This is a genomic window from Campylobacter coli LMG 9860 (assembly GCF_000254135.1).
Lineage (GTDB): Bacteria > Campylobacterota > Campylobacteria > Campylobacterales > Campylobacteraceae > Campylobacter_D > Campylobacter_D coli.
In genome coordinates this window covers 15,771-31,778 of sequence record NZ_AINS01000011.1, presented here as the reverse complement: position 1 = coordinate 31,778, position 16,008 = coordinate 15,771, and the positions used below count along the sequence as shown (strand labels likewise).

22 protein-coding genes are annotated in these 16,008 nt (G+C 30.2%); 15 read left to right on the top strand and 7 right to left on the bottom strand.

The window, feature by feature from the left end:
• Nucleotides 1-5 precede the first annotated feature (5 nt).
• From CCO88_RS02125 to rpsR, 10 genes are all read left to right on the top strand, one after another.
• Nucleotides 6-1,094 (top strand): CinA family protein, encoded by a 1,089-nt coding sequence (locus tag CCO88_RS02125; protein ID WP_002839220.1) that lies wholly within the window; start codon nucleotides 6-8, stop codon nucleotides 1,092-1,094.
• Between the two features lie 11 nt (nucleotides 1,095-1,105).
• Nucleotides 1,106-1,531: a GNAT family N-acetyltransferase gene (locus CCO88_RS02120; protein ID WP_002839219.1), complete on the top strand. Its 426-nt coding sequence runs from the start codon at nucleotides 1,106-1,108 to the stop codon at nucleotides 1,529-1,531.
• A 64-nt stretch (nucleotides 1,532-1,595) separates the two neighbouring features.
• On the top strand, nucleotides 1,596-2,216 hold the full coding sequence (locus CCO88_RS02115; RefSeq protein WP_002818311.1) for a nitroreductase family protein: 621 nt from the start codon (nucleotides 1,596-1,598) through the stop codon (nucleotides 2,214-2,216).
• Entirely contained in the window at nucleotides 2,216-2,821 is a 606-nt protein-coding gene (locus tag CCO88_RS02110; RefSeq protein WP_002839218.1) for an NAD(P)H-dependent oxidoreductase, read from the top strand. The genes CCO88_RS02115 and CCO88_RS02110 overlap by 1 nt, the downstream gene beginning before the upstream one ends.
• Before the next feature lie 124 nt (nucleotides 2,822-2,945).
• On the top strand, nucleotides 2,946-3,482 hold the full coding sequence (gene pgsA / locus CCO88_RS02105) for a CDP-diacylglycerol--glycerol-3-phosphate 3-phosphatidyltransferase (RefSeq protein WP_002812871.1): 537 nt from the start codon (nucleotides 2,946-2,948) through the stop codon (nucleotides 3,480-3,482).
• Nucleotides 3,479-4,585, top strand: a complete 1,107-nt coding sequence (gene rseP, locus CCO88_RS02100; protein WP_002839217.1) for an RIP metalloprotease RseP — start codon at nucleotides 3,479-3,481, stop codon at nucleotides 4,583-4,585. Before pgsA ends, rseP begins: the two co-directional genes overlap by 4 nt.
• On the top strand, nucleotides 4,578-5,444 hold the full coding sequence (locus tag CCO88_RS02095) for a VirK family antimicrobial peptide resistance protein (RefSeq protein ID WP_002812869.1): 867 nt from the start codon (nucleotides 4,578-4,580) through the stop codon (nucleotides 5,442-5,444). Before rseP ends, CCO88_RS02095 begins: the two co-directional genes overlap by 8 nt.
• A gap of 86 nt (nucleotides 5,445-5,530) precedes the next feature.
• Nucleotides 5,531-5,908 carry a 30S ribosomal protein S6 gene (gene rpsF / locus CCO88_RS02090; RefSeq protein WP_002812868.1) on the top strand — a complete coding sequence of 126 codons (378 nt, stop codon included), beginning with the start codon at nucleotides 5,531-5,533 and terminating at the stop codon, nucleotides 5,906-5,908.
• An 8-nt stretch (nucleotides 5,909-5,916) separates the two neighbouring features.
• Nucleotides 5,917-6,465 (top strand): single-stranded DNA-binding protein, encoded by a 549-nt coding sequence (locus tag CCO88_RS02085; RefSeq protein WP_002814664.1) that lies wholly within the window; start codon nucleotides 5,917-5,919, stop codon nucleotides 6,463-6,465.
• A 10-nt stretch (nucleotides 6,466-6,475) separates the two neighbouring features.
• The gene (gene rpsR, locus CCO88_RS02080) at nucleotides 6,476-6,736 is read left to right on the top strand and encodes a 30S ribosomal protein S18 (protein WP_002777087.1); all 261 of its coding nucleotides are present in this window, start codon (nucleotides 6,476-6,478) and stop codon (nucleotides 6,734-6,736) included.
• Between the two features lie 55 nt (nucleotides 6,737-6,791).
• Here rpsR and lon read toward each other — a convergent pair whose 3' ends face one another.
• A complete protein-coding gene (lon, locus tag CCO88_RS02075; protein ID WP_002780250.1) occupies nucleotides 6,792-9,167 on the bottom strand; it encodes an endopeptidase La in 2,376 nt (791 codons plus the stop codon).
• Nucleotides 9,168-9,182: 15 nt separating this feature from the next.
• The gene (locus CCO88_RS02070) at nucleotides 9,183-9,830 is read right to left on the bottom strand and encodes an outer membrane protein assembly factor BamD (RefSeq protein WP_002777091.1); all 648 of its coding nucleotides are present in this window, start codon (nucleotides 9,828-9,830) and stop codon (nucleotides 9,183-9,185) included.
• Nucleotides 9,831-9,993: 163 nt separating this feature from the next.
• Between CCO88_RS02070 and fliW the strand changes: the two genes are divergently transcribed.
• Genes fliW through CCO88_RS02045 form a run of 5 tightly spaced genes read left to right on the top strand, consistent with a single transcriptional unit; the run spans nucleotide 9,994 to nucleotide 12,532 of the window.
• Complete coding sequence (gene fliW / locus CCO88_RS02065; RefSeq protein WP_002777093.1) at nucleotides 9,994-10,383, top strand: flagellar assembly protein FliW; 390 nt, start codon at nucleotides 9,994-9,996, stop codon at nucleotides 10,381-10,383.
• Nucleotides 10,383-11,120 carry a pyrroline-5-carboxylate reductase gene (locus CCO88_RS02060; protein ID WP_002839216.1) on the top strand — a complete coding sequence of 246 codons (738 nt, stop codon included), beginning with the start codon at nucleotides 10,383-10,385 and terminating at the stop codon, nucleotides 11,118-11,120. The genes fliW and CCO88_RS02060 overlap by 1 nt, the downstream gene beginning before the upstream one ends.
• Entirely contained in the window at nucleotides 11,117-11,422 is a 306-nt protein-coding gene (locus CCO88_RS02055) for a hypothetical protein (RefSeq protein WP_002839215.1), read from the top strand. The genes CCO88_RS02060 and CCO88_RS02055 overlap by 4 nt, the downstream gene beginning before the upstream one ends.
• On the top strand, nucleotides 11,415-12,083 hold the full coding sequence (locus CCO88_RS02050) for a hypothetical protein (protein WP_002790524.1): 669 nt from the start codon (nucleotides 11,415-11,417) through the stop codon (nucleotides 12,081-12,083). Before CCO88_RS02055 ends, CCO88_RS02050 begins: the two co-directional genes overlap by 8 nt.
• Entirely contained in the window at nucleotides 12,080-12,532 is a 453-nt protein-coding gene (locus CCO88_RS02045) for a hypothetical protein (RefSeq protein ID WP_002777117.1), read from the top strand. The genes CCO88_RS02050 and CCO88_RS02045 overlap by 4 nt, the downstream gene beginning before the upstream one ends.
• On the opposite strand, the gene CCO88_RS02040 is transcribed toward CCO88_RS02045, so the two are convergent.
• Genes CCO88_RS02040 through CCO88_RS02020 form a run of 5 tightly spaced genes read right to left on the bottom strand, consistent with a single transcriptional unit; the run spans nucleotide 12,525 to nucleotide 16,007 of the window.
• Nucleotides 12,525-13,154, bottom strand: coding sequence for a uroporphyrinogen-III synthase (locus CCO88_RS02040; protein ID WP_002780243.1), 630 nt, complete (start codon nucleotides 13,152-13,154; stop codon nucleotides 12,525-12,527). The two genes, CCO88_RS02045 and CCO88_RS02040, sit on opposite strands and share 8 nt — an antisense overlap.
• The gene (thiE, locus tag CCO88_RS02035; RefSeq protein WP_002839213.1) at nucleotides 13,132-13,764 is read right to left on the bottom strand and encodes a thiamine phosphate synthase; all 633 of its coding nucleotides are present in this window, start codon (nucleotides 13,762-13,764) and stop codon (nucleotides 13,132-13,134) included. The genes CCO88_RS02040 and thiE overlap by 23 nt, the downstream gene beginning before the upstream one ends.
• Nucleotides 13,754-14,566: a bifunctional hydroxymethylpyrimidine kinase/phosphomethylpyrimidine kinase gene (gene thiD, locus CCO88_RS02030; RefSeq protein ID WP_002786353.1), complete on the bottom strand. Its 813-nt coding sequence runs from the start codon at nucleotides 14,564-14,566 to the stop codon at nucleotides 13,754-13,756. Before thiD ends, thiE begins: the two co-directional genes overlap by 11 nt.
• Nucleotides 14,566-15,249 (bottom strand): 3-methyladenine DNA glycosylase, encoded by a 684-nt coding sequence (locus tag CCO88_RS02025; protein WP_002777124.1) that lies wholly within the window; start codon nucleotides 15,247-15,249, stop codon nucleotides 14,566-14,568. Before CCO88_RS02025 ends, thiD begins: the two co-directional genes overlap by 1 nt.
• Nucleotides 15,246-16,007, bottom strand: a complete 762-nt coding sequence (locus tag CCO88_RS02020) for an ATP-binding protein (RefSeq protein WP_025443303.1) — start codon at nucleotides 16,005-16,007, stop codon at nucleotides 15,246-15,248. The genes CCO88_RS02025 and CCO88_RS02020 overlap by 4 nt, the downstream gene beginning before the upstream one ends.
• Nucleotide 16,008: the final 1 nt, after the last annotated feature.

Genomic DNA, 16,008 nt, shown 5'->3' with positions numbered 1-16,008 from the left:
AAATTATGAAACATTTGCTTTTTCTTATCGGTGATGAACTTATAATGAATGAAAATTTTAAGGATTATATTTATCGTAGTTATGAAAATAAATTTAAAGAAATTCATGAAACTCGTTTTCAAAATAAAACCGATAAAGAATTACCCTTTTTGCTTGAAAAATTACTAGACAAATATGATTTCATAACTCTTTTTACCACGCCAAACCACTATGCTACCATAGCAAAAATTTTAGCCACCCTAAGCGAAGACAATCTAGTCTTAAAAGAGGATAATCTAGTCCCCGATAAAGCTTATTTTCAAAAGGATAGTTTTATATGTGATTTTATCAATTCAAAAATCAATGTTATTAAAACAAATCCAGGACAAAAACTTCCTCCTTTGCTTGGAGATATTTTTCCTAATTTTGCTTATTTTTGTTTATTAGGCATAGATGATGAGAGTGCTGTTTTACTGCTTGATACCTTAACCAAGTCTTACGAAGTCAGTATAAAATCAAGCAAGATATTAGAAAATCTTACTCTTATTAAAGCAAGTTGTGTTAATTTTGGCAAGCTAGATGGTTTTTTAACGAGTGTAAAAAATCTTTTTGGACAAAAAGTATTTTTAGGCAAAGATCCTATACAATTTATCGTTTCAAAACTTTTAGAAAAAAAGATCAAAATTTCTTTTGCAGAAAGCTGCACAGGCGGACTTTGCGCAAGCACTCTTACAAAATTTAGTGGAGTGAGTGAAATTTTTGAAGGTTCTATCGTAAGCTATTCTAATAAAATCAAACACGAATGGTTGGGTATTAGTGAAAGCATTTTAGAAAATCAAGGCGAATACAGCGAGCGTTGTGTGTATTTTATGCTTAAAGGTATCTTTAAAACTGCAAAACCTGATTTTGCACTAGCTATTAGCGGTGTTACAGGAGAGCAAGATGAAGGGTTGGTAAAATCAGGCACAGTTTATATAGGAGCGATGTTTAAAGATGGAACATTCATCCAAGAAACTCTTTATTTAAGTGGCGACCGTGAATTTATGCAAAAACAAGCTACTTTAGCAACTTTTTGCTTGCTTTTAAAATTAAAACCTGAAATATTTGAATTTTAAAGGGACTGATAGTGAGAGAAATTAAATTAAAAGAAGACTTAGAAAAAATTTATCCCTTAATAAAACAATTAAGAAATAATCTGTCTTTAGAGGATTTTTTAGAAAAATTTCAACTTGCTAAAAAAACTCAACATTATAAACTTTTTGCATATGAAGACAAGGGAGCTTTCAAAGCAGCTTGTGGAGTCATGCCCTTTAATGTACTTTATCATAATCATTGTCTTTATATTTGTGATTTTGTTGTAGATGAAGCTTTAAGAGGTAAAGATGTGGGTCAATCTTTTTTTAAAAAAATTCAAATTTGGGCAAAAGATCAAGGATATGAAGAATTGGAATTAAGCTCAAGTTTTTTTAGAACACAAGCTCATGAATTTTATATCCAAAAAATGAATTTTGAAAAATCTGGCTTTGTTTTTAAGAAAAATATCAAACTATAATATTTTTTGATTAAGCTTTGCATTTTATAATTAATATTATTATTTTTTAATTAAGGATTAAACTATGAATTTCAAAGAACTGATTTCAAAACGCAGAGCTTGTAAACTTTTTAATGATAAAAAAATCAGTGAAGAAGATTTGCATTTTATCTTAGAAAGTGGAATTTTAGCTCCTAGCTCACATGGATTTGAGCCTTGGAAATTTATCATACTAGACAAAAAAGAAGACAATCAAAAGCTTGCTAAACTTTGTTTTGATCAAGCAAGCGTAGCAAGTGCGAGTCATAATATCATTCTTTTAGCAAGAAAAGACTTGCAAAGCAAGGATGAATTTGCACAAAAACAGATTCGTCGTTTTGCAGGCTCCAAGGAAGAAAATTTTCAAAGAATTTTAAAGATTTATACTCACGATACTGATGCAATGAATGAAAAAGAACTTTATCATTTTGCACAACTTCAATGCTATCTTGCAATGATGCAAATGTCGCTAGCTGCGATGAGTTTGGGGATTGATTCTTGTATGATAGGGGGCTATGAAAAAGCTAAGGTTGATAATTTTCTTAATTTAACTTATCCTTTTGAAACTGCTGTAATTTTATCCTTAGGATATAAAGCCCATGAACCAAAATATTCTACTCAACGCTTAAATTTTAATGAAGTCGTCGAATTTTACAAGGAAAAATAATGAAAAAAGAACTTGAAATTTTTAGCACAAGATATTCTTGTAGAAATTTTAAAAATGAAAAACTTAAAAAAGAAGATTTGGATACTATTTTAGAGATAGCAAGATTAAGTCCTAGTTCTTTAGGGCTTGAGCCTTGGAGATTTTTAGTGGTGCAAGATGACAATAAAAAAGAAGAGCTGGCTCAAATTTGCAATCAACAACAACATGTAAAAGATTGTGCTGCATTAATTATAATCATTTCAAGACTTGATTTTTTGGATTATTTTGAAGAAAAACTTAGAAAAAGAGATATGAGTGAAACAGAAATGCAAAAACGCTTAGATACTTATATGCCTTTTTTAAAATCTCTAAATCAAGAACAAAAAATATCTTATGCAAGAGAACAAGCTCATATAGCTCTAGCTAGCATACTTTACAGTGCTAATGCTTTAAATATAGCAAGCTGCACTATAGGTGGTTTTGATAAAGAAAAGCTTGATTCTTATTTATCACTTGATATTCAAAAAGAAAGATCAAGTTTGGTGGTGGCTTTAGGATATTGCAACGATAAAAAAAATCCTCAAAAAAATCGTTTTAGTTTTGATGAAGTTGTAAAATTTATTTAAATTTTGCTTTTAAGCAAAATTTAAATAAAAATAAACTGATTCTTTTTTGTATTTTTACTAAGTCTTTGCTTAAATTTTATACAATTTTGATTATAATTTTACATTTAATTTCACAAGGCTTGTTATGAATTTACCCAATATCTTGGCGATTTTTAGAATGGTTTTAGCGCCTTTGCTATTTTTTTTGTTAATTCATAAATTTGAAAATATTCATCAAAGTTGGATTAACTATTTTGCTGCTTTAACTTTTTCATTAGCAGCTTTAAGTGATTTTTTCGATGGATACATCGCAAGAACTTGGAAACAAACTACAAAACTAGGCGGAATCTTAGATCCATTAGCCGATAAAATGCTTGTTTTAGCAGCTTTTTTAGGGCTTTTACTTACAGGAAAAGCTAATGAATGGGTAATTTATATTATACTAGTAAGGGAATTTTTTATCACAGGTTTTAGAGTTGTAATGATCAGTGAAAATTTAAATGTCAATGCTTCTTTTGCAGGCAAACTTAAAACCGCTTTTCAAATGACTGCGATAGGATTTCTAATCATGGAGTGGATAGGCGGAGAAATTCTACTTTACATAGCTTTGATTTTAACTCTTTATTCTGGATTTGAATACATCTATACTTATATAAAAGCTCAGAAAAAAGGAGAAAAATGAGATCTTTATTGCTTTTAATTGTTATTTTGATTTTGGGAATTAAATTTTATTCTATTGAATTTTTAGCAACTGTTTTAGTCATCTCATTTTTAATTTTCTTTCACGAATTAGGACATTTTTTAGCTGCAAGATCTTTGGGTGTAAAAGTTGAAGTCTTTAGCATAGGATTTGGAAAAAGTCTTATAGAGCGTGAATTTAAAGGCACGAACTATCGCTTAAGTGCTTTGCCACTTGGAGGATATGTTAAACTTAAAGGACAAGATGATATGCGTCCTGGTTTTGAAAATCTAGACAAAGATAGCTATAGCATTTTAAGTCCTTTAAAAAAGATTTATATTCTTTTTGCTGGACCATTTTTTAATCTAATTTTAGCTTTTTTTCTTTATATTATCATAGGAAATTTAGGTCTAAACAAACTTGCTCCGCAAATAGGAAACATAGCGCCAAACTCTGCTGCACAAGAAATAGGACTTCAAAAAAATGATACTATCTTAGAAATTAACGGTGTAAAAATTCAAAGCTTTGATGAAATTTCAAAGCATTTAAGTTTAGAGCCTTTGAAAATATTAATCGATAGAGAAGGAAAAAATTTAGAATTTACCCTAACTCCAAAAATAGGACAAGGATATAATGACTTTGGACAAATCGTTGAAAAACCTCAACTTGGAGTCAGTCCAAATGGGACAAGCACTCTTGTAAAACATCAAGGTTTAGAAAGTTTTAAATATGCCATACAAGAAAGTTTTCAAGCTTCTACACTCATCATCAAGGGTATAATAAAACTCATAAGTGGTGAAATTGAAGCAAAAAATTTAGGCGGTATTATCACCATGACTGAAATTACCTCAAAGGCTGCACAAAATAGCTTTACTTTGCTTTTATTTATCACTGCTTTAATTTCTATAAATTTAGGCATTTTAAATCTTTTACCTATTCCTATGCTTGATGGAGGACATATACTTTTTAATCTTTATGAAATGATTTTTAGACGCAAGGTTCCACAGCGTGCTTTTGAATACTTAAGTTACGCAGGCATGGCAATACTTTTAAGCTTAATGCTCTTTGCAACTTATAATGATATATCAAGGATTGCAGGTGAATAAAAAATTTTCCTACCCTATTCCAAATTTTACTGATAGAAGAAAAAGTATCATCTTTTGGCGCTATTTACGTTTTCAAGCAAGAAAAATTCTATATTTTCCTCAAGTAAGGCTTCTAGAAAAAACGCTTAATGAAGAAAAAAATAAACATTTAAAAGACTTTTTCTCTCAAAGACCCTATGCTTGCTACAATGCTATAAGAAGATTTTGCGATAAAAGTTTTAAAGCAAATGAACGCGTTAAAACACTTATTTATGATGTTGATAAGGGACTTACTTGTTTTAAATTTCTTCCCGAAGAACAAATGATTTTTTCTTTTGATGAAGATTTTGAGCTTTTTTTAGGATATAACCATAATGTTTACGAAGAAGGTTTTTGGGCTTTTTCTTTAAAATTTAAAAAATACACTATTTCACAATGTAATTTTTGCTTTACTTTAGAAAATAATCTTCTACTTTCTTGCATACAAGGATATAAATACAAAGATTTTAATATTTTAGAAATTAATAAAATTTTAACTAAAAAATGTCATGGTTTGCGCCCTGTTGCTTTACTTATAGAATGCTCTAAGATGCTTTGTGAAATTTTAAAACTTCAAGCTACTTTAGGTGTACATGAAAAAAATCAAATCCGTTCTCAAAAAGGAAAAGAAAAAGGATATTTTGTAGATTATCAAAAAATTTGGCTAGAAAATGGTGGAGAATTAATAAAAATCGATAAACACAAATACTACAAGCTCCACCACTCGCAAAAAAACCTAGAAGAAATCCCTTCACAAAAACGCTCCATGTATAAAAAACGTTTTGCCATGCTTGAAGAAATCAAAGTAAATTTAGATAAGACATTGGATATTCAAGACTAATTAAGTATATTTTGATATAATCTAGTCTTGCTTTATGCAAAATCCTTGCTCATGAAAATGGGCTTTAATATCCATAAGGAGAAAAGATGAAACATTATGAGGTTTTATTTATCTTAAAACCAACACTTACCGAAGAGGAAGTGAATGCGAAGTTGGAATTCGTTAAAGAAGTCCTAACCAAAAATGGTGCAGAAATTGAAACTGTTGTTCCAATGGGCACTAGAAAATTAGCGTATAAAATCAAAAAATACGAAAGAGGAACTTATTTTGTGATTTACTTCAAAGCTCCTACAAACTTAATTGCAGAGCTTGAAAGGGTGTTAAGAATCACTGAAGAAGTAATAAGATTTTTAATCGTAAAATATGAAAATAAAAAAGAAATTGCAGCTTGGGAAAAACTAAGCCACGGGATTAAGCAATCTAAAAAAGAAATCAAACCTTTAGATGCTCCTGAAATTCAATAAGGAAAAAGATGTTTAACAAAGTTGTTTTGGTTGGAAATCTTACACGTGATATAGAAATGCGTTATGCACAAAGCGGTAGTGCTATTGGAGCTTCCGCTATAGCAGTAACAAGAAGATTTACCACAAATGGAGAAAAAAGAGAAGAAACTTGCTTTATTGATATAAGCTTTTATGGTCGCACCGCAGAAGTTGCAAACCAATACCTTACAAAAGGTTCAAAAGTACTCATAGAAGGACGTTTAAGATTTGAACAATGGAGTGATCAAAATGGACAAAATCGCTCTAAGCACAGCGTTCAAGTTGAAAACATGGAAATGCTAGGAAACAATCCTCAACAAGGTGGAAATTTTAACAATGGTGGAAATAATTATGGAGCTAATAATAATTATTCAAATTATGAAAACCAAAGCTACGATCCTTATATGAGTGAAAATAATTTCAAAAAAGCTCCACAGCAAGCACAAACAAAAACACAAAATCCTAACCAAAACCAAGAAAAAATTAAAGAAATTGATGTTGATGCTTATGATAGCGATGACACCGATTTACCATTTTAAAGGATAAACTATGGCAGAAAAAAGAAAATACTCTCGCAAATATTGCAAATACACAGAAGCAAAAGTTGAATTTATTGATTATAAAGATACAGCTATGTTAAAACATGCTTTATCAGAAAGATTTAAAATCATGCCCCGCCGCTTAACAGGGACAAGCAAAAAATACCAAGAAATGGTAGAAGTTGCTATTAAACGCGCTAGACATGTAGCTCTTATTCCTTATATAGTAGATAGAAAAGAAGTAGTTAACAATCCTTTCGAAGGACTATAAGTTATTAAAAAAGGCAAAATCAATATTTTGCCTTTTTCTCCCCTCGCTCTAGATTTTAAACCAAAGCGTATTTTAAAACCTCATCAAAATCTTTAACTCCAATTATTTTCATATTATCTTTAACCTCATCAGGAATATCTTTTAAATCTCTTTCGTAATTTTTCTTTGGAATCAAAGCTATTTTAATATCAGCCTTATATGCTGCGATAAGCTTTTCTTTGAGCCCTCCTATAGGCAATACATTACCCGCTAAATCTATTTCTCCTGTCATTGCTACATCAGAACGAACTTTTTTATCACTAAAAACTGAAGCAATAGCTGTACTCATCGTAATTCCAGCACTTGGTCCATCTTTTGGAGTTGCACCATCGGGTACATGGATGTGCAAATTATAACTATCATAAACATTAGTTTTAGGATCAAGAATCATCTTTTTAGGAATTTTAATCTTCCCTTCATCGATTAAAACCTTAATCACACTAAAAGCAATTCTAGCAGATTCTTTCATCACATCACCCAAACTTCCAGTAAGAGTTAACTCTCCCTTGCCTTTGATCTTAATCGCTTCAACCTTTAAAACATCTCCACCCACACTGGTCCATGCTAAGCCATTGACTTGTCCTATGCGGTTTTCTCCATCATGCTTTTCTATCTCAAAAACTTTTTTATCTAAAAATTCATTTAAATTTTTAACATTGATACTTACTTTTTTGATATTTTCTAAAAGTAATTTTTTAGCACTTTTACGGCACAGTTCAGCTATCTTTCTGCGTAGATTTCTTACCCCTGATTCTCTAGTGTATTCGCTTATGATAAGCTCTATAGTCTCATCATTAATATCTAATTCACTAGATTTTAATCCATGTTTTTTAAGTTCATCAGGAATTAAATATTTTTTAGTAATGTGAAATTTTTCATTTGGAGTGTAAGAGCTTAACTCTATAAATTCCATCCTATCTCTTAAAGGAGCAGGTATATTGCTTATATCATTAGCTGTTGCTATAAAAATCACCTTGCTTAAATCAAGATTAAAATTTAAATAATAATCCCTAAATTTAGAATTTTGCTCCGGATCTAAAATTTCTAAAAGAACTGCGCTAGGATCACCTCTAAAGCTTCTGTTTAACTTATCAATTTCATCAAGCACAACTACAGGATTGATTTGTTTTGCTTCAATTAAACCCTGAGTAATGCGCCCTGGCATCGCACCTATATAGGTACGGCGGTGTCCGCGCAATTCATTCACATCTTCTAAGCCCCCTAAAGCTATACGAATAAGTTCTCTTTTTAAGGCCTTAGCGACAGAATTAGCCAGTGAAGTTTTTCCAACTCCTGGAGGCCCATAAAGACAAAGTATAACCTTAGCCCCATCTTTATCTGCTACACCGCGTTTTTCTAAAAGCTCACGAACAGCAAAATACTCTTCAATGCGCTCTTTTGGTTTATTAAGAGCATAATGATCATGATTTAACTGCTTAGCCACTTCTTTGATATCAAGTTTTTTCTTTGCTATTTTCTCAAAAGGCATATCCAAAGCGGTTTCAATATAAGTTTGTATCATAGAAGCTTCAGAATTATCCTGATGTATACGTTCAAATTTTTCAATTTGCTTTTTAATTTCCTTATAAGCATCCTCGTGCATAAATTTCTTTTTGCTTTCTAATTTTTTATAATAATCTCTAACTTCGTCTTCTTTTTGATTGTCACTACCTAATTCTTTTTGAATTTGTCTAAGTTGCTCTTTTAAAAAATATTCTTTATTGACTTTATCAATACGAGAATGAACTTTGTTTTTAATTTCCTTTTGAATTTTATTGGCTTCTATCTCTTGGGCTATCAAGTCTATTAATTTTAAAAGCTTTTCTTCTAGATCGGTTAAGATAAAAAATTGATAAGCTTCTTGCTTTTTTATACGAACAGTATTTAAAATCAAATCACAAATTCTAGAAGCATCTAAACCCTCATCTATAGTTCGGAGCAAATCAGGTGAAAAATAATGGCTAATATTTGCCAAAGCTCTAACTTTTTCTTTTAAAACATCCAGTAAAGCTTCTTTTTTTGTGCCCTCTAAAAACTCTTCTTTAATTAGCTCTATTTTAGCCTCTAAGGGCTTGCTCGAAAGTGGTTTTATAATCCTAGCCTTAGCATAACCTTGAAAAAGTATTTTTACTCTACCATCAGGCAAGGGAACTTTTCTCATAATCGTTCCAACTACCCCACAATCATAAATTTCATCAAAAGATCTTCCATTTTCGAGCTTTGAAGGGGCTACAAAAAGCATTGAATCATTTTTAATAGCTAAATCCAAAGCTTTCATATTTGCTGAATCGCTAATAAAAATTGGAGTAATCATAAATGGATATAAAAATAATTCATCTTCTACTAAAATAGGTAAATTACTTGGATAATTTTGCATTTCTTCAATTTGCATCAGTTTCCCTTAAATCTAAAATTTTTCAAATATACTTCTATACCAAGGAAGTTCTGGCTTGATAATGCTTTGTTGATAAAACTCACTTTCTTGCAATCTTTCTTGGTAAATTTCAGCACTTTGAGTATGACCTGTACGCTCATATAAATCCTGTATTGTATCATTTAAATAAAATACAGCTAAATTAAATTTAGTTAACATAGTCTGTACTAAAGGTTCGTATTCTGTATAAGGATAATCATTTAAAAAACTATCTATTTCTTTTTGGCTTTCAAGCATTAAAGCTTGGTTACGATTTGGCACGGCAAAGGCATCAAATTTAGCTTTGATTTTAAGATAGCGAATATAATCTGCATTGCGTGAATTTCCAAATTTTTTATTATACTCATCTAAATAAAACTCCGCTAATTGATATTCTTCTTCATCCATATGTGCTTGTGCTAAGATAATTTGTGTTGTTTCTAAAAGCGGATCTGCTATATGCTCACTTGCCATACCATTATAATGATCATCAGCTTTTTCCAAATCTTTATCTTGCAAATCTTTAATGATTTGTTTATACCATTCACTTGCACTTAAATTATACAATCCTTCATCATTTTTTGTACTGCAAGCACTGAATAAAATCCCCAATAAAATACATAGAAAGAAATTTTTTTTCATTAATTTTTACCTTTTTCATTTTTTAGTTAAATACACTATTTTAAATGCTTTATGATTATTTCTAGTTAAAATTATAGTGAAAATAAATAAATAAATTTAAATTTTGGAACTAATATTGCTTATTTTGTGATAAAATATTTTATTATAAACTCGAGGAGAAAAAATGACACTAGCTGTTAAATGCCCTATCTTAGGTTTTGAAGAAACCAAAAATATGGAATTTTCAACCATTGATGAAGTGTTTGTAAGACTTAAAAGTCTTGATGGAAAAGATTTTTCTTTTGTTCTTATTAATCCTTATCTTATAAGACCAGATTATGAATTTGAGATACCTACATACTACCAAGAATTGCTTTCTTTGACACCAGAGTCAAATATGAAAATTTTCAATATAGTAGCAATTGCTAAAAGTATAGAAGAATCTACTGTAAATTTCCTAGCTCCTGTGGTTATTAATCTTGATAATAATTCCATGGTGCAAGTAATCTTAGATACTGTAGCTTATCCTAACTTTTTTCAAGCGGATCAAATTGCAAATTATATTAAGAAGTAATGAAAGCTGATTTATATATACTTGCTAATGGTGCGATGGCGCAAGCTTTGGCTTATGGATTAAAAGATTCTTATAATATCTATATAGTCGGTAGAAATTTAGAAAAGCTTCAAATTTTAGAAAAAGAAGGTTTTAAAACTTTACTCTATAAAGATTTTAATATAGAAAATAAAAATATTATCTTAGCTTTTAAACCTTATGCCTTAGAAAGTGTCGCAGCAAATTTAAAAGGCAAGGCAAAAATTTTAATTTCAGTTTTAGCCAATACGGATTTTGATAAATTAAAACTTATCCAAGCCCAAAATTATGCAAGGATAATGCCAAATACAGCAGCTAAATATAAAGCTTCCACAACTCCTTATGTTTTAAAAAATTCAAATTTTAAAGATGAAGTCATAGAAATTTTAAATACTTTTGGCAAGGCTTATGAGTTAAACGAAGAAAAACAAATGAATGCTGCCATGGCTATAAGCGGTTGCGCTCCTGCTTTTTTAGCATTAGTAGCTGAAAGCATTGCTAATGCTGGCGTGTATGAAGGATTATCAAAAGAGCTGAGTTTAAATCTCACTCGTTCGCTTTTTAAAAGTGCTGCAGCCTTGCTAGAAAACGAGCACCCAGCCATCATTAAGGAAAATATCTGCTCGCCTGCAGGTGTTACCATAAAAGGGATTAAAGTATTAGAGCAAAAAGGTATCCGTGGGACTTTTTTTAAGGCTCTTAATGCTAGTGCAACATGAAAGTTGCATTCTCGCTTTTAGAATTAATTCTTTGTATAATTATCCTAGGATTAATTTTTACAAGTATTTCTAAATTATTTTATCAGCTAAATGACAATCATGATTATTTAAATTATTTTGAAAGATTATACACACTGCAAGATAAACTTCATACCGATCCTCATCAAAGAGATATAAAACTTCATATACAGAATTTAAAAACTTTTGATTTTAAAGAAAACTTTGTAAATGATAATATCTTTCAATTTAAAAAATTACATATTCAAAATCAAGATTACTCCCTATATTTTTACGATGAATAAAGCTTTTAGTCTTTTTGAAACTATTCTTGTATTAATTCTAATCGGATTTTTAGCACTTTTTCTATCAAGGACATTGTGGGAATTTTATTATTTAAACAATCAACAATTAAAAATGAAAGATTTGATACTAAAAACTCATTTAAGTGTGTTAAGATTAGAAAAATTGCTTCAAACTTGCACTAATATTACTTTTGAGCCAAATCATATAAGCTGTTTGCTTAAAGATGATTTATTATATCTTGATGATAATAAAGAAAAATTATTAAATTCTAGCCTTATTTTAGAAAACAATACAAGTTTATATTCTCCCAATAGTAATTTTAAACTTCAACTTCAAAATCGAAAAGAATTGTATAATGATGAGCAAAATATCATTTATGCTTTAGTAAATAAAGAAATTAAAAAAATATTCATTCATTCAGAAAATAATATCACTGCTTCTTTTAAGGGTAAATTTATCCCTATCCAAGCTAGAATAAAATTATTTCTTAAAGAAGATAAAATTCATTATGAGCTCTATCCTTATTTTAATAATCAGCTTGAGCAATACTCTATATTTATGGATAATGTAAGCTTATTTGAAATACAAAAACAAAAACTTAAAGTATGTTTAAAAGAACAAGAGCAAGAATATTGCCTTACAAAAAGGTTATTCATATGAAACGAGCCTATATTTTACTATCCTTGGTATTTTTAATCAGTGCTTTAGGGATATGGCTTAGTTTAAATATCACCACTTCAAGTTATATACCAAGATTTGTAAAAGATGCTTATTATTATTTACAAGCCCAAATTTTAGCCGATGAGAAACTCGTTAAATATTTACTTTATCAAGCTAAATTAGACGGAAAGGAATGTTTAGATTCTATCACGCTTCACTATCCTAATTTAAACGATAAAATCAAAATACAATACCACTATCCCATAGCCCAGTGTAAAAATTTCAAATTTCAAGCGATCAACAAAGATGCAAATTTAAGCCAAGATGGTATCATAATCGCGCATATGAGTATAGCGTTAAATACACAAAAAAATGTCAATGATGAAATTTTAATAAATAAAACCTTTATCTTGCATACAAAAGAATCATTTTGGAATCAAACTAAATAAGACTTTTAGCCAATTTCACACACTCTTTTAAATCCTGTTTAGAACTTATAAAAAGATTATCTAGATGAGTAAGTTTTTTTGCTGTGCTCTGCCCTATTGCTATGACCTTATCTTCCTTTTTTAAATCATATTGTTTAAAAAAATTTTCCACACTCAAAGGAGAAGTAAAAATAAAAATAGCAGGATGAAGGATTGTTTGCTTGCTTTTTTTAAAAACATTCTTATAAACAATGATTTCTTGTAAATCTACCCCATAAGTTCTAAGATCTAAATTTAAAGTAGAAGCTATATTTTCAGCCCTTAAATAAAGGCATTTTTGGTTTTTTAATTCCTCTTTAAAATGATTAAAAAGCTCACTTCCATAAGATTTTGGCGCAAATTGAACCTTTTTAAAACCCATATCCTTAGCAAATTGAGCAGTGTTTTGCCCTACTGCATATACATTAATATCTAAATTTAAACTATTTTTTGTTTTTTTTAAAGCTTTTAGGGCATTTTTTGAAGTACAAAGTAAAGCATCAAATTCATCTAAATTGACACTAAAATCGTAAAAAACTATCTCATTTAAAACAAGATTTTCCACACCCTCAAAAACAGTCTCATTTAAAAGATAAATTTTCATTCATTTCTTGCCTAAGCTCTTTAGCTGCCAAATAAGCATTTTGCGCATCCATTATGGCTCTAACTACTGCAATGCCACTTATTTTAATGCCCTTTAGCTCTTTAATCAGCTCTTTATCAATCCCGCCTATTGCTACCACGCCTATAGGGCTTTTTTCACAAATTTGACTCAAGGTTTCAAAACTTATAACAGAACTTTCTTTAGTTGGAGTAGCCTTAATCGCACCACAACCTAAATAATCAGCCCCGTCAATATCTTTTAATTGTTCTAAGTTCTTAAGACTTAAGCCTATGATTTTTTCTTTGCCTAAAATTTTTCTTGCAAAGCGCACTTCTAAATCCTCTTGTCCTAAATGCACCCCATCAGCATCTAAAGCTAAGGCGATATCGATTCTATCATTGATTAAAAAGGGTATTTCATACTCCTTGCAAAGCTTTTGTACTTTCAAGCCAAGCTTGTAAAATTCTCTTGAGTTTAATTCTTTTTCGCGAAGTTGGATTATACTTACTCCGCCTTTTATCGCTTCTTCAAGCGTGTTTAAAAAAAGCTCATCACTTTTTTTTCCACGACTTGCTACAAAATAAAGACTAAGATCTAAATCATTTTTCATTTAAAAACCTGAAAAAATGGTTAGTTGGCCCACAGCCCTTCCCTAAATTTAAAGAATAATAAATCGCATTTCTTACATATTCTTTTGCCTCACTTACAGCATTATACAAATCTTTTCCCAAGGCTAAATTACTAGCAATTGCCGAAGAGAGTGTACAACCTGTACCATGAGTGTTTTTTGTTTCTATGCGTTCGCCTTTTAAAATAAAAATTTCATTACCATCAAAAAGCACATCATTGGCATTTTCTTCACTATGCCCCCCTTTAAGCAAAACAGCTTTTGCTCCTTGCGTACATAAATATTTAGCCGCTTTTATCATATCTTCTTCATTTTTTATTTTAAAATCGCAAAGAAATTCCGCTTCTGGGATATTAGGCGTAAGAATATCTGCAAATTTCACTATGGTTTTTTTAAAAAAATCACAATTTTCTTGTGGCATTAAAGCAAAACCATTTTTTGCAAACATCACAGGATCGATAACTATATTTTGGGGTTTGAATTTTTCTAAATTTCTAGCCACACACTCCATCAGCTCACAAGTTCCTATCATTCCTATTTTAGTAGCCTTTGGCACTATATCTTCAAAAACAGCAAGCATTTGCTCATCCACGCTTTGAACGGGTATGTCATGAACTGAAATCACTCTTGCTGTATTTTCAGCTACCACACTCAAAACAACACTCATACCAAAAAGATTGTGAGCACTAAAAGTTTTAAGATCAGCTTGTATGCCAGCCCCACCACTACAATCACTTCCAGCTATACTCAATACAGGAATTAAATCACTTCCTTTTGCTTTCATTATTCTTCCTTTAAATTTTGAATCAAATTTTCACCCTCTAAAGTCAATTTTACTCCCTTGAAGGCAACTTTTCCAAAAGCAATAATCGCAGCATGGAAAATTTGATAAAGTTCAAAAAGCTCGTATTTTTTTTCTAAAATTTGACACAAATTTTCTTGCTCGTTTTCTATGCCGCTTTCAAAAAATTCTCTCAATTCTTCATAATTTTCAAATTCATAACCCAAATGTGTAGCCAATCTTTGCGTATAGCTATCCACAACCAAAATTTCTCTTTTGCAAAGATAATTTAAAATGCTATCCACGCTTTCAAAGCCTAAACCTTTAGTATTTAAAAGCCATTCTCGATCTACATTTTTCTTAAAATTTTCTATATTGCTATAAGTATCTAAAATCTTATTTGCTAACTCTTTTAAGCGTTTAGCTTTGGTATTGTAAAATCCACTTGGTTTTATCAGAGTAGCAAGCTCTAGATTGGATAAATTTGAAAGCTGCTCTAAGCTTGAAATTCGCGCATTTTTTAAGTTATTTAACGCCTTTAAGACATTATCCCATTTTGTATTTTGGGTTAAAATCACAGAAATTAAAAGCTCAAAATCGCTCAAGCCTTGATTCTCAAGCCAATCAAATTCTTTAAAATCCAAATTGCAAGCAAGAAGTTTTTTAAAAATATCAGCTCCATTCATTCAATACTCTCCTTAAAGGCTAAATAAAATTGCTTTGCAGTTCTTCCACTTCTACTTGCTCTTAAATTTGCAAATTCTTTTGCTTTTTTATGCAAAAGCTCTTTATCGCATTTTATATCTTTAAAATAAAAATCAACAAGCTTTAAATACTCGTTTAAATTTCCTTGATAAAAACTAAGCCAAAGGCCAAATCTATCGCTTAAACTCAATCTCTCCTCAGCCGCATCGCTTGCATGAAGCTCTGTATGAGTAACTTGAACTCCTTGATTATCACTCATACTTTCACTTAATAAATGGCGTCTATTAGAACTCGCATAAATAATAATATTTTGCGGAGGTGCTTCTATACTACCCTCTAACAAGGGCTTTAAAAATTTATAACTATCATCGTTTTTTTCAAAGGAAAAATCATCACAAAATAATATAAATTTAAAAGGCTGTTCTCTTAACTCATCGATAATATCAACTAAAGCAAATAAATCATCTTTAGCTAACTCTACAAGCCTTAAGCCTTTGTCTTTAAATTCATTAAAAATAGCCTTAATCAAGCTTGATTTACCCGTACCCTTAGCACCCCATAAAAGTGCGTGATTTGCTCCTTTATTATGGATAAAATTTAAAGTATTTTGATAAAGGACATTTTTTTGTTCTTCCATGCCCAATAAATCATTTAAGCTGATATTATCAAGATCTATAATGGGTTTTAAATAATCTTTTCTAGATCTATAAATTGCCGCATAAGTTTTATCCCAGTCAATC